Source organism: Paenibacillus sp. J31R34, from assembly GCF_059383715.1.
On the sequence record NZ_JBXENU010000001.1, the window covers coordinates 484,351 to 500,107 of the forward strand.

11 protein-coding genes are annotated in these 15,757 nt (G+C 48.0%); 10 read left to right on the top strand and 1 reads right to left on the bottom strand.

All coding sequences use genetic code 11. The features are described 5' to 3' along the window. Positions 1-22 precede the first annotated feature (22 nt). The 6 genes from AC50YG_RS02055 to AC50YG_RS02080 all read left to right on the top strand — a co-directional run bounded on the left by AC50YG_RS02055 (position 23) and on the right by AC50YG_RS02080 (position 10,863). A complete protein-coding gene (locus AC50YG_RS02055; protein WP_494824349.1) occupies positions 23-3,151 on the top strand; it encodes a hybrid sensor histidine kinase/response regulator in 3,129 nt (1,042 codons plus the stop codon). Between the two features lie 70 nt (positions 3,152-3,221). Continuing rightward, positions 3,222-5,324 (top strand): WD40/YVTN/BNR-like repeat-containing protein, encoded by a 2,103-nt coding sequence (locus AC50YG_RS02060; RefSeq protein WP_494824351.1) that lies wholly within the window; start codon positions 3,222-3,224, stop codon positions 5,322-5,324. Positions 5,325-5,998: 674 nt separating this feature from the next. Next, positions 5,999-8,044, top strand: a complete 2,046-nt coding sequence (locus AC50YG_RS02065; RefSeq protein ID WP_494824352.1) for a beta-xylosidase family glycoside hydrolase — start codon at positions 5,999-6,001, stop codon at positions 8,042-8,044. Positions 8,045-8,183: 139 nt separating this feature from the next. Continuing rightward, the gene (locus tag AC50YG_RS02070) at positions 8,184-9,254 is read left to right on the top strand and encodes a polysaccharide deacetylase family protein (RefSeq protein ID WP_494824353.1); all 1,071 of its coding nucleotides are present in this window, start codon (positions 8,184-8,186) and stop codon (positions 9,252-9,254) included. 219 nt (positions 9,255-9,473) lie between these two features. Next, on the top strand, positions 9,474-9,890 hold the full coding sequence (locus tag AC50YG_RS02075) for an RrF2 family transcriptional regulator (RefSeq protein ID WP_494824354.1): 417 nt from the start codon (positions 9,474-9,476) through the stop codon (positions 9,888-9,890). Between the two features lie 97 nt (positions 9,891-9,987). Then, a complete protein-coding gene (locus AC50YG_RS02080) occupies positions 9,988-10,863 on the top strand; it encodes an aldo/keto reductase (protein ID WP_494824355.1) in 876 nt (291 codons plus the stop codon). A gap of 143 nt (positions 10,864-11,006) precedes the next feature. On the opposite strand, the gene AC50YG_RS02085 is transcribed toward AC50YG_RS02080, so the two are convergent. Then, complete coding sequence (locus tag AC50YG_RS02085) at positions 11,007-11,870, bottom strand: helix-turn-helix domain-containing protein (protein WP_494824356.1); 864 nt, start codon at positions 11,868-11,870, stop codon at positions 11,007-11,009. Between the two features lie 219 nt (positions 11,871-12,089). On the opposite strand from AC50YG_RS02085, the gene AC50YG_RS02090 reads away from it, so the two are divergent. From AC50YG_RS02090 to AC50YG_RS02105, 4 genes are read left to right on the top strand one after another with little or no spacing between them, the layout of a single operon-like run. Beyond that, positions 12,090-12,869 carry an SDR family NAD(P)-dependent oxidoreductase gene (locus AC50YG_RS02090; RefSeq protein ID WP_494824358.1) on the top strand — a complete coding sequence of 260 codons (780 nt, stop codon included), beginning with the start codon at positions 12,090-12,092 and terminating at the stop codon, positions 12,867-12,869. 22 nt (positions 12,870-12,891) lie between these two features. Continuing rightward, complete coding sequence (locus AC50YG_RS02095; RefSeq protein ID WP_494824360.1) at positions 12,892-13,989, top strand: mandelate racemase/muconate lactonizing enzyme family protein; 1,098 nt, start codon at positions 12,892-12,894, stop codon at positions 13,987-13,989. A 17-nt stretch (positions 13,990-14,006) separates the two neighbouring features. After that, positions 14,007-14,780, top strand: coding sequence for an SDR family NAD(P)-dependent oxidoreductase (locus AC50YG_RS02100; RefSeq protein WP_494824362.1), 774 nt, complete (start codon positions 14,007-14,009; stop codon positions 14,778-14,780). A gap of 41 nt (positions 14,781-14,821) precedes the next feature. Beyond that, a complete protein-coding gene (locus AC50YG_RS02105; RefSeq protein WP_494824364.1) occupies positions 14,822-15,739 on the top strand; it encodes a fumarylacetoacetate hydrolase family protein in 918 nt (305 codons plus the stop codon). Positions 15,740-15,757: the final 18 nt, after the last annotated feature.

Here is a 15,757-nt window from a genome sequence, read left to right on the forward strand (position 1 = left end):
AAATGAGGGGTTTATAATCATTTTGAGAAAACAGATTAAGTTAAGCCACGTGATTTACTTGGTATTTTTTGTTTTGCTGCTGATTGCTGTGCGCTGGAGCTGGCAAAATCAGCTCACCGTAGAGAAACCGCCAACGGTAAAGCAAGGCGTGCTGGATTTGCGCGGTGTAGATTTGGATGAATCCAAGCCGTTTCTGCTGGACGGAGAATGGTTATTTTATGCGGGGCAATGGGTTGGCGCGTCTAATGTAGAAAGCGCTGTTAAGGGACAGCTGCTTCAGGTGCCAGGCAAATGGAATGCGGCCTTTGACCATGCTGATCAAGAGGCATACGGATACGGAACGTATTATGTGCGGATTTTGCTTGATCGGCCTTCGGTGGAGCCATTTAGCGTGTGGTTTCAATCCATTTATACCGCTTCGGAGGTGGAGATTAACGGGGAGCTGCTGGCCAAGTTCGGCGAGCTTGCCGAGGGGCAGGAAGGACATGTTTCCGAAAATAAATCATTCAAGGTGAGCTATGACGGTGAAAATCAAGTGGAGCTGGATTTGTTCGTTCGAGCATCTAATTATGAAGCGCCGCTGAACGGCGGCATTATTCGTTCTGTACAGATGGGCACAGAAGAAGGCATTGACCGAATCTATACCTATTCCAGTGCTTTTCAGCTAATCGTCATTGTCATTTTCCTGCTGCATGCGTTATATGCGCTGATCATTTATTTGATTAATGTTCGAAAAACAGAATTTATTATGTTTTTTCTCATGATGATTGCAGCGGCCATGACGGTTGCCGTATATCACCATGGGCTTTTATTCCAGTTAATCCCTACTGATTTTGGAGGGACGTTGAAGCTGAAAGCTTATGCGTACACATGGTTCTCTTTCTTTCTGCTCATGATGGGCAGGGCTTTTATTGGGGTTACCCGCAAAGGCCTGTTGTTTTATAGCTATGTCTGCCTACTAGCGGCGTATACGATTTTTGTCGCAATGGGACCGCTAGAGCTGGTGCTGTATTCGATAGAATCGGGGCTATACATGATGCTGTATTACCTCCCTTTGTTCTGGACGACCTATTATTTTATGAAAATGGTGTTAAATCAGGCAGAAGGCGCATTATTTCTCTTATTTTCCGTCGTATGTGTCATTAATAATATATTGTGGGGAACGGTGTATTACGCCGGAACGTCGCAATATATGTTTTATCCGGTCGATTTAATTGCTGCGATTACCAGCTTCTCGGCCCATTGGTTTAAAAGATATTATCACAATTGGCATGAAAATGTTTCGCTCAACGCCCAATTGGCGGAGTCGAATCGCTTGAAGGATCGTTTTCTCGCCAATACGTCGCATGAGCTGCGCACGCCGCTGCACGGCATTATGAACATTGCCCAAAGCGTGCTGACAAGAAAAAAACACATGCTGGATGGGCAAAGCCAGCGCGACATGGAGCTGCTCATTATGATCAGCCGCCGGATGTCGCTTATGCTGAATGATCTGCTGGACGTCGTCAGGCTCCAGGATAAAAGGATTCAAGTACGAATGACCGCGGTGAAAGTTCAGTCAGTAGCTGCTGGTGTGCTGGATATGCTGCGGTTTTTGACCGAGGGCACGAAGGTTAAGCTGCGGATGGACATTAAGGAAAATTTGCCGCGTGTCTATGCCGATGAAGAACGATTAGTGCAAATTATTATTAATTTGGTGCACAATGCATTGAAATACACCCAAGAGGGAAGCGTGGAGCTGGCTGCTGAGCTCATAAACAGGCAAGTGCAGATACGTGTAACGGATACAGGAGTGGGTATGGATGAGCTGATGCAAAAGCGTGCTTTCAAGCGCTACGAGCAAGGCGCTTCTGGCAGAGGGGGAATTGGGCTCGGGCTAAGTATCTGCAAGGATTTGGTCGAATTGCATGGCAGCGAGCTGTTCGTCCAATCCCAGCCGGGCAAGGGAAGTATGTTCAGCTTTAACTTGTCCGTATTTGATGACAGTGTGGAAGACGCGCTGACTCAACCGATGATTCTTGTGAAAAAGGAAGCGGAATCACTGGCGTCTGTCGGCGCACAGCTTGCAGCAGGAGCGGACGCAATAGCAGCCGCCCGTTATGATTTAACCAAAGTCGATCTGCCTGCTTTAAAGTCTGAAGGAGGTGCTGAACGAATTCGTGTGCTGGCCGTTGATGATGATCCTGTCAATCTGAAGGTGCTGGTTCATATTTTGTCCGCGGATATGTACCATATTGAAATGGCGTTTTCCGCGCAAGAAGCATTGGACAAGCTCCACCGTGAGCAGTGGGACCTTGTTATTGCAGACGTTATGATGCCAGGCATGTCAGGGTATGCACTGACGCGGTTAATTCGCGAGCGTTTTACGCTGTATGAGCTGCCGATTATTTTGCTGACTGCGCGCAGCGAGCCGGAAGACATTTATGCCGGTTTTGTGGCGGGAGCGAACGATTATGTTACCAAGCCCGTAGATGCGCTGGAGCTAAGGTATCGGGCGGGGTCTCTTTCATCGCTCAAGCAGGCGGTTAATGAACGATTAAGCATGGAGGCCGCTTATTTGCAGGCGCAGATCCAGCCGCATTTTCTGTTTAATGCTTTGAACTCGATTTTGGCGTTAAGCGAAATTGATGCGGATAAGATGAGAAATCTAGCAGAAGCGTTTACATCTTACCTGCGTATTAGCTTTGACTTTCTCACCACAGGCAAGCTGGTACCGCTGTCGCGGGAGCTTGAGCTGGTGGAAAATTATTTATATATTGAGCAGCAGCGTTTTGGCGAGCGGCTTAAGATCGAGTGGGAAATACAGGAGGATGTTGATAAGGACATGCCGATTCCACCGCTTATCATTCAGCCGTTAGTAGAGAATGCGGTCAGGCATGGACTGCTAAGCCAGCGCAAGGGCGGAACGCTGGGCATTCGTATTGTACAGCAAGCGGATACGGTGGAATTTTATGTGAGGGATACGGGGATTGGAATGGATGAGGAGCAGATTAGCCGGTTGTTGAAACCGGCAGGAAGAGAAAATCGCGGGATTGGGCTGCTGAATACGCATAGCCGCTTGACTCGTCTTTATGGTCGAGGGTTGAATATTGAGAGTAAAGTAGGTGAGGGGACTGTTGTAGGGTTTGGGATTTCAAGGTTTGGGAAGTAGAAGTTTTGCAGAATGTGATAGGCAGGGAACGTGATGGCGTTCTAATTTTGCAGGAATTGAGGGAACAGATATGGACTGGAGAAAAATGCTTGGTACGTTGTTGACCGTTGTTGTTGTGCTGCTGCCCGGCAACACAGCGTATGCGGTATCATCGGAAAGCTATACGTGGAAAAATGTATCTATCGGGGGAGGAGGGTATGTGACAGGAATTGTGATTCATCCGTCTGAACCGGATCTGGTGTATATCCGCACTGACGTTGGCGGGGCATACCGTCTGGACCCGAATGATTCAAGCTGGATTCCGCTAATGGACGGACTGGGCCCGGAGCAGAGCAATTTGTATGGAATTGATGGTATTGCGCTTGATTCACAAAACCCTGATATCGTCTATGTATCAGCTGGAAAAACAGGGAGCGCATCCCCCAGTGATATTCTGAAATCTACCGACCGCGGAAATACGTGGTCCAGAACAAATTTGAACAAGCGCAATGAGGCTAACGGCAATGTGGAGCGGGCCATGGGGGAGAGCATTGCAGTTCACCCGAGTCTATCTAACATGGTGTATGCGGGTACCCGATATGACGGCTTGTATAGGAGTCAGGATGCAGGACAAACCTGGTCCAAAGTAAATGAGGTTCCCGCCGGGACAAGCGGCAAAGGGATTCGCAGCTTGATCTTCGGTAGCGTTCCCGGGGCAGCTAACCTAGAGACAGCACTTTATGTCGGTGTAATGGGAATTGGAATTTATGAGACACGAGGCGATGGCTCTACTTGGAATCTGATTCCGGGAAGTCCTGCACATCCGGCTCGTTTGGCCGCGGGACAGGATGGGTCTTTGTATGTAACTACGCCCAATAATGGAGTGCATAGGTATAAGGACGGAAGCTGGAGCAATATTACGCCTAATGCAGCATATACGTCCTATTACGGCATTGATATTGATCCTCATAATGACAGCCATCTCTTGGCAGCGGTCAGGACAGGCGGAGCCCAGCTTCCGTTGTATCGTTCCATCAACAAGGGAGAGAGCTGGACGCTAGTGAACAAGGCTCAAACCTCCAAACCCGGCTGGTGGCAGCCCAATATGTTTTTTTCAGCCACTTCTACTGTCGTGTTTGACCCTCATCATGCCGGAACCGTTTATTCCGCAGACTGGTTTGGCGTCTACCGAACAAAGGACATCGGGACGTTGTGGACAAAATGGGAGACCCTATCTAAAGGTCATGAAGAGGTGGTTGCCCTCACAGGAGCTGCGCCGCCAGAAGGAGCACCGCTATTCACGGGTGTAGCCGATGTTATTGGCTTTCGTCATATGGATGTGAATGCTTCGCCTGCAGCGAGGCTGGACATGAGTTCGATGCGGGAGATGGTTAGTGTTGACTATCACGAAGCTAATCCACAATATATGGCCTTTATCGGGAGTGATGACTGGTATGGAACAGTTACCCGCATGTTCGTTTCATCAGATAATGGGCTGACAATGGAAGCCCGCCCTGTACCTGCGGGCTCTAAGCTGGGCAGACTGGCTTATTCCGCTACAGATCTTAATACGATTCTATGGTTCCCCCAATCTGGCAGTCCAGTGAGGACAACAGACAGGGGAGCTACATGGGAGGCTATGACAGGGGCGCCGACGGGTACGGTGGGCGGGAGTATGATATTTTCATACAATCATCCGATAGCTGCTGATCGGGTGGACGGAAGCAAGTTTTATGCCTATAAATCGGGCTATCTGCATGTGAGCTCGGATGCAGGACAAAGCTGGTCCATCGCTAACCAAACGCCACTGCCAGGGGGAAGTCCTGTGAAGATTGAGGCGGCTCCCGGAATGGAAGGCGTGCTCTGGATTAGCTTAGGTGCTAATGGCGTGCATGTCTCAGCTAATTCAGGAGCCTCTTTTACTAAGCTGGATCAGATCAAGGAGGCTAGATTGTTTGCATTCGGCAAAGCGGCGCCAGGACAGACACAGCCAGCAGCTTTTATATATGGAGAGGTTGGCGGGATAAAGGGAATATTCCGTTCGGATGATAGGGGAAGCACATGGGTACAGATTAATTCGCCCCAAATGCAAATCGGAAATGAGCCTCAGGTTATGGTGGCAGACCGTCAGGAATACGGAAAAGTATATATTGGCACGAACGGGCGCGGCTTTATGGCCGGAACAAAGGATTAGGCTTGTGAGGCTGCGAGGTCTATAAAATCGCATTTCATTGAAGAGTTGCCCAATGATAATTATAACCCACGGTTTGTTTTTCCCATGTAATGGTTGCTGCGGTGACTTCATTATACAGGAAGCATCCGTGGGCTTTTTTTACGCTACAGATCAAATGAATGTGAGCCGAGTGAAATCGCCTAATAACGAACAAAAAAATTACAACAAAATCCAAAAATAGTATAACTAAACTTTTGAGAAAATATGTTAGGATTGAATGGAAAACGTTTTCAATATTTAGAAAAAATTATCAATTAATAACGCTTGGCAGCATAATTGCACGATGTGTGTTTATTCCACTGGCTTCCTGCAAAGTGTTTTATTTCGGACAAATGCAAGCGCTTTCAATGTGGTGTAGGCCATATTTCCAATGAAGACGGTATTAAAACCAACAATCGGAGCACGAACCTTTACAAAGGCTTTGGCGAGAAATACTAGGGGCGGTTCGGTTTCGGAATCACATATGTTGGGGAAAGTGGAGTTTGAAAAAATATAGGAGGTGGGCATGACAACCGAGCTGAGTCAAGCGACTGGCGGAGCTGCAAATAATCTTAATTGATAACGGGACTTGGGATGCCTACGTAGATTATTTGGAAATTAATGAACGACAAATTTATTTGGGAGAGGATTTTAATATGTATAAGCGAATATCTCTTTTTTTATCGATTTTACTTTTACTCATGGGTATGATGTCAAACATCTCGATTTCTTCAGCTGCCACTTTTACAAATCCGTTTGTATATGCTGATGCTCCAGACAATGATGTGATCAGGGTGGGCAATACTTTTTATATGACGAGCACAACTATGCACATGAATCCTGGCGTTCCCATCATGAAATCCTATGACCTTGTAAACTGGGAAATCGTAAATTATGTTTACGATACCTATGCCAACAATGATGCACAAAATCTTAATAACGGGCAAAGCGAGTATGGAAGAGGCTCGTGGGCAAGCAGCCTTCGATATAATAACGGAATCTATTATGTGTCCTTCGGCTCTAATTCTACCGGCAGAACCTATATTTATCAAACCAGCAACATAGAAACGGGTCCTTGGACATCATCCGTGCTTGGCAGCTATTATCATGATGCATCGCTGCTTTTTGATAATGATCGTGTATTTTTGGTTTATGGCAGTGATGATATTAGAATCATTGAGCTTTCCACAGATGCAAAATCGATCAAATCAGGTGGACTAAATCAGATCATCATTCCGAGTTCGAGTAACATTGCAGGGTCCAGCTTCATAGTCAAGGCCGAAGGCGCACACATACAAAAGATCAACGGAATGTACTATGTATTCCTTATATGCTGGCCATCGGGAAGCGGGCGCACACAATTAACCTATCGTGCAAGCAGCTTGACCGGAGCCTATACAGGTCAGGTTTCATTAAAGGATTCAGGCATAGCACAGGGAGGGATTGTTGATACGGCTACTGGCGCTTGGTATGCCATGTTGTTTAAAGACAGTGGGGCAATCGGACGTATGCCGTATATTGTTCCGGTTACCTGGGCAAATAATTGGCCGGTATTCGGAGTTAACGGCAAGGCACCTCTAACAATGAATCTTCCTGTTGAGGGATATCCGGTGAAGAAGGTTTATGCATCAGATGAGTTTTCTTCGGCTCAAGCCCCGAGTCAGCTCATTGTAAACGGAGGATTTGAAGATGCAACCATAAGCCCTTGGACGAATAACAATACGGCAACGGTCGCAGCAATTACGACAGACTATGTCAGCGGATCAAAAAGCCTATTTGTTAGCGGCAGACAGCAAACAGCTGCGGGCCTAAAACAAGTCATTACGGGTAAAGTGACGGCAGGCGGCGTCTATCAATTTTCCGCAAAAGTTAAATATACCGACGGACCCGCCACTAAAACCTTCAACTTTAATATCCAAAACGGTCCAAGCTACACAGGGATATCCATTCTTGGCTCTAGTACGCTAACCAAAGGCCAGTGGGGCACAATTCAAGGAACCTATACACTTCCGGCTGGTGCCGATCTCTCGCAAACCTTTATTTTTATTGAGACACCCTACAATTCAACCCCAAATCAGGCAAATGACCTCATGAATTTCTATGTAGACGATGTTTCGTTTACAGGAATGGCTTCGTCAGGGGCGACTCTTGCAAAGGTTTGGCAGTGGAATCACAATCCTGACCATACAAAATGGTCCCTTGCACAGCGGCCCGGATTTATGAGGCTGACGACAGGAAAGCTGAGCGCAAGTATTCTTGATGCCAGAAATACACTTACGCAAAGGACATTTGGTCCCCAATCTACAGGAAGCATTGCGATGGAAACAAGCGGCATGAAGGATGGAGATTATGCTGGTCTTGCGGCTTTTCAGGCTAAATATGGCTTTGTTGGTGTGAAGATGTCCGGAGCCTCGAAGTCCATTGTGATGGTAAATGCCAGCTCGGGAACGATGACTGAAGTGGCAAATGTTCCGGTCACTCAGGATCGCGTGTATTTTAAGCTTTTCTGTGATTTCACAAATCAGACGGATAAAGCCTATTTCTCCTACAGTCTTGATGGCACAAATTGGACGTCTATAGGCAATACGCTCCAAATGTCTTATACGTTGCCTCATTTTATGGGATACCGTTTTGCTCTGTTCAATTATGCGACTAAATCAACGGGTGGTTTTGTTGATTTTGATTATTTAAGATTGCAGTAATGAGATGGCTGTAAAGCATGCATCCGCAGTATTCTGTGGGAATGCTGCGGATATGGAAAATGCCTGATAGAGAGAGAGCTGCAGCGGTACGGAGGAACGAGATAAACTATACTAGTATTTTATTATTAGGAGGTACATGATGTTTAAATCAAAACTAGTAAGTGGATTATTGACCTTGGCGCTTTCTGTTACGTTAATTTCCAGCTCAATGGTGCCAGGAGCCAGTGCTGCTGATGTGAACTGTCCGAACGGCTACGTAGGTTTAACATTCGACGATGGCCCCAATCCCGGAAGCACGACAAATCTGCTCAATGCGCTGAAGCAGGCTGGATTGCGCGCAACGATGTTCAACGTCGGACAAAACGCACAAAATAACCCGTCTCTGGTGCGGGAACAAGTGGCCGCGGGCATGTGGATCGGCAACCACTCCTATACCCATCCGCAAATGACTGCACTTAGCAGCTCGCAGATGACGACGGAAATTACACGGACGCAGCAGGCGATTCAGTCCATTACCGGAACCGCGCCGAAGCTGTTCCGTCCGCCGTACGGTGCCACCAACTCGACTTTGAAATCTGTCGTGGCTCAAAACGGTCTTACAGAAGTGATGTGGAACGTGGACTCCTTGGACTGGAACGGTGCCACCTCCGCCCAGATCGTGGCCGCCACGGGCAGGCTGCAAAACGGTGACGTAATCCTGATGCATGACCAGTTCCAGGCTACGCGCCAAGCAATCCCGCAGATTGCTCAAAGCCTCAAGAGCCGCGGCCTTTGCACCGGCATGATCTCGCCGACCACGGGCCGAGCGGTTGCTCCTGACGGTGGCGGTACAATTCCGTCTCCAGGTGCAGGTACGAAAGTGGAAGCTGAGAGTATGACAAAGAGCGGCCAGTACACCGGGAATATCAGCTCGCCATTCAACGGAGTTGCTTTATATGCCAACAATGATTTGGTGAAATACACGCAATATTTTGCGAGCGGCACTCATCATTTTTCACTGCGTGGTGCTTCGAACAACTCCAGCATGGCCAGAGTCGACTTGAAAATCGGTGGACAGACGAAGGGGACGTTCTACTTCGGCGGGAGCAATCCAGCGGTCTATACCTTAAACAATGTCAGCCATGGAACCGGAAATCAAGTGATTGAGCTTATTGTAACAGCGGATGACGGCACATGGGATGCTTACCTTGATTATTTGGAGATTAATTAAAAAAAGAAGCGGTAAAGGAGCCTTAGCGTTAATGACTTGAATTCTAATCTTTATAACAAAAGCCTGGCGGGAGCTTCCCCGCCGGGATTTTCGACGTTCACAGCATGGTAATCTGCCGAATCCTTTGTTGGGAATAGGGATATCAAAATGTCTATTGAAAACTAAATATAAATAATATATAGTATACATAAAATAGCCAATAGTTAGGATGAGTTTGAAATGTCATACTCCACAGCTCTATCGCAAGGAATTGCCATATTGCTCTATATTCACAGCATTGCGGAGGAGAACTGCTCTAACTTTTTGTCTACAAAAGTGATTTCTGAGCAATTGAATATTCCCGTCCCAACGACGGTTAAAGTCATCAGGAATCTGAATAATGCTAGGCTGACGCTTGCTAAAGAAGGAGCGAAGGGAGGCATTCTACTGGCAAAGCCACTAGCAGAAATTACGTTATTAGATGTTTTTTTAGCGGTCGAACCTGGCAAAACGCTGTTCAAGCTTCATACCGATACCACACTTCAAGGGAAAGAAGTAGACGCAGTCAAACAAAAGATTGCCTCCAGTCTGCAAACCGTTGAGGTGGATATGCACAATAACTTAAAAGAAGTGAGGTTAACCGACTTTTTGAACTGAAAAAGGGTTACCTTCTCTTTTTTTAAAATAAACTAGATATAATTAATATTTAATATATTACATTAATCACTTTTTAGTTTTATCAAACGAGAGGAGCATGAATATGACTTTTGAAAATAGAACAGTAAGAGCGATCAATGGGGTTGAAATTCCGCAATTGGGATTTGGAGTATACAAAATAACGAAAGCAAAAGAGTTTGAAACGGCGATCGGCGAGGCGATTCGAATCGGATATCGGCATTTTGATACCGCTAAAATTTACGGCAATGAGGAAGCATTAGGAAGAGAAATACAGAAAAGCGGTCTGCCGCGTGAGGATTTTTTTATCACGTCTAAAGTGTGGAATACAGATCTTGGTTATGAAGCGACCAGGAAGGCTTTTGAGCAAACTTGCAAAAAGCTGAAGGTAAATGATCTGGATATGTACTTGATTCATTTTGCCGCACCTAATGATTTGGAAGCGTGGCGAGCGATAGAAGAGCTGTACTCCGAAGGGAAGATCAAAGTGATTGGCGTTGCAAATTTTGAGATTCAACACCTTGAACGATTAATGAAGCATGCTAAAATCCCACCGATGATCAATCAAATTGAGACGCATCCCCAATTTGCCCAAAATGACCTGCATCAGTATCTCAATGAACATCAGATTTTGCATGAGGCATGGGGGCCGCTAGGGCAAGGGAATAAAGCGTTATTGGAGCATCCGGATTTAAAAAGAATAGCTGATTATCATCATAAAACAGTGGCTCAGGTCATTTTACGTTGGCACTTGGAGCGAGGCATCATCGTTATTCCAAAATCATCGAGCCCAAAAAGAATGAAAGAAAATAGTCAGATATTTGATTTTGAGCTGACCAGTGATGAAATGAAGCAGATCAACCAGCTGAATATAGGCAAAAGGTATTCGGTTAATCCAACGGGTTATATGATTCATCCTATCTATAATAAACTGATGAAGCTTTTTATTAAATAAATGCAGCTGGATTTGCTTGATCAGTTTCGGCATATGGCTAGCGTATTGGATTATCATTAGATAAATAATAAACCAACGAATAGGCCACCGGGCAAAAGGTGGCCTATTCGCGTGGGCGAAGTAGCCCCAACGTTAAGGTATCATTACGCTCTTGCTTGCGGCTGAAGTCGATACTGCTTCGGACTGACGCCATAGCAGGCGCTGAAATGGCGCGTAAACGGGTGGATGGAGGGATAGCCGAGCCGCTCAGCAATGGCGGTTACACTCAGCTCGGTTTCCAGCAGGAGATTGGAAGCCCGCCTCATCAGCAGCTTGTGATGATAGGCTTTGGGCGTTAGGCCGGTCTCACGCAGAAACAGGGCATGGAAGTAGGTGCGCTTCAAACCGCAAAATGTCCACCAGGTTTCGACCGGCTCGCGCTGCTCTGGATGGTCGTTCAAGTGAGCGAGCAAACGGACAATCCGATAATCGGTTGGCTGATGAATGTGAACCGTATTGTACCAGTTCAGCATCCACGCATAGAACAGACTATTAATCATCTCCATCCGGTAGAACGCCGCATTATGATAAAGCTTAGCGAGCATAACGAAAGATTCATACAGCTCAGGGTAGGGCTGCAGCGAATAGACGCGTGGCAAACGGTCGAGCTCGTCACAAGGAACGTTTCGTGAGGTTTCGTGCAGCTCAAACGGTTCTGGCGCATAAATAAAGGTTCGATTGGCGGAAACCGGCTCCTTATCATCCCATAAATCGGCATAGAGATTATAGGATTGCAGCGGATGGCTGGGTGTAATATGAAAGGCATGGGGCTCAACCGGCTTTAGAAAAATAAGCGTTCGGCTGTCAATCGGGTAGCGTACTCCGTTAATCTCCATTTCCCCCGGTCCGTCGGTAAATAGATGAAAGGCATACACGCTGCAGACGCGGAGCTTCTCATTGGAGCTGCCATCATACAAGTAGTTCATGCAGTCGCCGACATAGGGGGTCATCTCGTTCAAAAGCTTCATGCGAGCACCTCATTTTCTATCCTTGTACTAAAAAATTAGCGGATGAATCGTCAAATTAATGGCCGCCTGATCAAATACGAATAGCTACATCAATGATACAATAACTGCAATGTTAAGCCAAGTTCTGTTGATAGTTATGTGGATTTATTAACAACAGAAAAAACAGAAGCGACTAGGTTCTGAGCTTCAATAGATGACCCCGTCCAAGGAGGTAAGCTTTTGCGATTTAACCAAAAGGTCGTGCTGGTCACGGGCGCTGGCTCTGGTATCGGTGAGGCATGCACAGCGATGTTCGCTGCCGAAGGGGCATGCGTCGTCATAGCGGATTTGAATGCTGCGGAGGCACAGCGAGTGGCGGATGGACTGCTTCAAACAAATGAATTTTTGAAAGGGCTTCCAAAAATATTGGCGCTCCAGGCCGATGTCTCACGGGAGGAGTCTGTTGCTTCGCTAATAGCTTCAACGCTGCAAACGTTTGGACGGCTGGATGTGCTCATTAACAATGCTGCCATCATCTGTCCGAAGCCCATCGAGGACATCGACGAACAGGCTTTCGACCGGCTGTATGCCGTTAATGTAAAAGGCATTTATCTAATGATCAAGCACGCCATCACCCATTTGCGCAGCTCGAAAGGCACTATTGTCAATCTGGCATCGCTGAATGGCCTAGTCGGTCAGCGGAACAATGCCGTATACGCTGCCTCCAAGGGAGCGGTTATTGCTATGACCAAATCGCTGGCCCTTGATTTTGCTCCAAGCGGCGTCAGGGTCAACTGTGTATGTCCAGCGGGCGTAATGACGCCGCTGCTGGAAGAGTGGGTGCAGCAGCAAGTCGATGCTGAAGCCGCGAAGCGCACTTTGGATGAAATGCACCCGCTTGGACGTCCGGCCAATTCCGCTGAGATTGCGCAGGCCGTGCTTTTTTTGGCATCAGAGCAGGCTTCCTTCATTACGGGTGTGGCGCTCCCGGTCGAAGGCGGCGCATCGCTAGGCTACTAACTGACAGGCAGGAGACGTGAAAATGAAAATGACAAAGGTAGAAACCTTCGTGCTGCATGTTCCGATTGATCCGCCGATTACCGATGCGATTAACGTGGCTACGCATTGGGGGCTGGCTGGCGTTCGGATTTATACAGATGAGGGTTATGTTGGTTATGGCTACACAGGCACTTGTGCGCATGGAGATGATATGATCGTCGATACGATTGAGCGTTATTACGCCCCTGAGCTGATCGGCAAGGACCCTTTTATGGTGAAGGAAATATGGGATATGCTGCGTTATGGAAAAATGCACTGGATTGGCCGCGCGGGTATTGCCCACATGGCGCTTGCAGCAGTAGATATTGCACTTTGGGATATTATGGCGAAAGCCTCGAACAAGCCGCTGTGGCAGTATCTTGGCGGGCATAAGTCAACTGGAATTAAAGCCTATAACACGAACGGAGGCTGGCTGAACTGGCCTTTGGAGCGTTTGCTGAAGGATGTAACAGACATTGTCGAGCAGGGCTTCACAGGGGTGAAAATTAAAGTGGGCAAGTCTGATCCGCATGAGGATTACGAGCGGGTGAAGGCGGTCCGTCAGGCCATTGGCGACAAAACTATTTTTATGATAGACGTGAACCAGCAATGGAATATCAACACGGCGATGACGTGGGGCAAAAAGCTGGAGCAATTCGACCTGTTCTGGCTGGAGGAGCCGCTTAACCCGGACGATATTATGGGCCACCGAAAGCTGGCCGATGCGCTCAATGTGCCGATCGCTCTTGGCGAGCATGTTTATTCCAAATATGCGTTCCGCGATTATATCCATCAGGGTGCGATTGAATATTGCCAGGTCGATGTGACCCGTGTCGCGGGCATTACGGAGTGGCTGCAGGTAGCGGGGCTTGCCGCATCCTATGATATCCCGATTTGTCCGCATGTGGGAGATATGGGGCAAATTCATCAGCATTTGGTCGCTGCGACATCTGGAGCGATCATGCTGGAATACATTCCGTGGATCAGGACGATTTTTGTAGAGCCGGCTACGGTCAAAAATGGGTTTTATGCGCTGCCGGAGCTGCCGGGAGCTTCGACTGAAATCATTCCTCGTTATTTTGATCAATATCGCATCAGATAACCGAAAGGAGCAAAGCGATGAGACTGCATGGCAAAATAGCGCTGTTGACAGGAGCGGGCTCCGGCATCGGAAAAGTGACGGCAGAGCGGTTCGCGAGTGAAGGGGCTGCGGTTATCGTTAATGACATTGATGAAGCGAAAGGACGAGAAACCGTCAAAGCGATTCAAGCTGCTGGAGGTGAGGCATTGTTCCTGCACGCTGACGTGACGGACGCACCTTCCGTGCGTTCCATGGTAGAGCAGGCGATAGCGGCATATGGCGTCATCGATATTTTATTCAATAACGCAGGGATTAGCGGGGTAGGGGCTATACATGAAATAGAACCGGAGGATTGGGACCGTGTCGTTCGGGTCAATCTGCGCGGCGTGTTCCTGCCCTCCAAATACGTGCTGCCCTATATGATGGAACGCAGAAGCGGCAATATCATTCATATGTCCTCCTGTATTGCGGAGATGGGCCTCGCACGAAGAGCTTCCTATTCGGCTACCAAAGGGGCGGTGCTGTCACTCGCCAAATCGATGCAGGTCGATTATGCCAAATACAATATCCGGGTGAATGCTGTGCTGCCTGGAACGATCATGACGCCGTTTGTAGAGCAATATTTGAAAAACTCGTACGAGGACCCGGATGCGGCAATTGCAGCCATCAAGCTGAGACAGCTTGGCGGACAATTGGGGAAGCCGGAGGATGTAGCGAGCGCGGTATTATTTCTGGCCTCCGACGAGTCTTCCTTCATGATGGGCTCTCCGCTGTATATTGATGGAGGCGTCGTCTTCGGCAAGGATGCATAATCGATGCATAAACCATTTTGTTATAAAGGCGGTTGGATGAAATGAAGCTGGTAACGATTGATACGGACGGAATGTATCGTCTCGGTCTGAAGGTGAACGAGGGCATATTGGATATTCAAGCGGCACTGCAATGGCTGCCGGGCGCCGCTGTTCCAACCGATGTTATGCAGATTATTGCGGGCGGTGCTCAGGCGCTTGCGCAGCTGGAGTCTTACGCAAAGCGCGTCATGAAAGCGGCAGAGCAGCCGGGTGTGGCGTGTGGAGAGATTATTTTGGCGGAAGACGAGGTAAGATGGGGGCCTTGCGTCACCCGCCCGGGCAAAATCATTTGCGTCGGCTTGAATTATAGAAAGCATGCAGCGGAGACCAATGCGCGGGTTCCAGACTACCCGATTCTGTTCAACAAGTTTAACAACACGCTTGCTGGTCATGGCAGGGATATTGCGTTGCCTGAGCGGGTAACGACACAGGTCGATTATGAAGCGGAGCTTGTTATCGTCATCGGCCAAACGGCGAAATACATTAGCGAGGACGAGGCGCTCCGGCATGTGTTCGGCTACTGCTGTGTCAATGATTTGTCGGCACGGGATCTTCAAATGCGGACGGCACAATGGCTGCTCGGCAAAAGCTGCGATGACTTCAGTCCGCTTGGCCCTTATCTGGTAACAGCCGATGAAATCCCGGACCCCAATGCGCTCGATATAACCTGTACCGTCAATGGGGAGGTCAGGCAGCATTCACATACGAGCGATATGATATTTTCCTGCGCCGAAATTGTAAGCTATATTTCACAGCATATGACGCTGTCGCCGGGCGATATTATTTTGACCGGAACGCCGGAGGGTGTTGTGCTCGGCCTGCCAGAGGAGCAGCGGGTTTACTTGCGCCATGGCGATACGGTAACGATTGAAATCGAAGGCTTAGGCAGCTTGACCAACCGATTTGTAAGCGAGGCTTAGCAGGGGCGGATCTTTAAT

Bases quoted from the DNA above. Each gene is read 5' to 3' on its own strand.
- AC50YG_RS02065 (WP_494824352.1), top strand. From the start codon at position 5,999: ATGTATAAGCGAATATCTCTTTTTTTATCGATTTTACTTTTACTCATG.
- AC50YG_RS02060 (WP_494824351.1), top strand. From the start codon at position 3,222: ATGGACTGGAGAAAAATGCTTGGTACGTTGTTGACCGTTGTTGTTGTG.
- AC50YG_RS02095 (WP_494824360.1), top strand. From the start codon at position 12,892: ATGAAAATGACAAAGGTAGAAACCTTCGTGCTGCATGTTCCGATTGAT.
- AC50YG_RS02100 (WP_494824362.1), top strand. From the start codon at position 14,007: ATGAGACTGCATGGCAAAATAGCGCTGTTGACAGGAGCGGGCTCCGGC.
- AC50YG_RS02085 (WP_494824356.1), bottom strand. From the start codon at position 11,870: ATGAAGCTTTTGAACGAGATGACCCCCTATGTCGGCGACTGCATGAAC.
- AC50YG_RS02105 (WP_494824364.1), top strand. From the start codon at position 14,822: ATGAAGCTGGTAACGATTGATACGGACGGAATGTATCGTCTCGGTCTG.
- AC50YG_RS02070 (WP_494824353.1), top strand. From the start codon at position 8,184: ATGTTTAAATCAAAACTAGTAAGTGGATTATTGACCTTGGCGCTTTCT.
- AC50YG_RS02075 (WP_494824354.1), top strand. From the start codon at position 9,474: ATGTCATACTCCACAGCTCTATCGCAAGGAATTGCCATATTGCTCTAT.
- AC50YG_RS02080 (WP_494824355.1), top strand. From the start codon at position 9,988: ATGAATATGACTTTTGAAAATAGAACAGTAAGAGCGATCAATGGGGTT.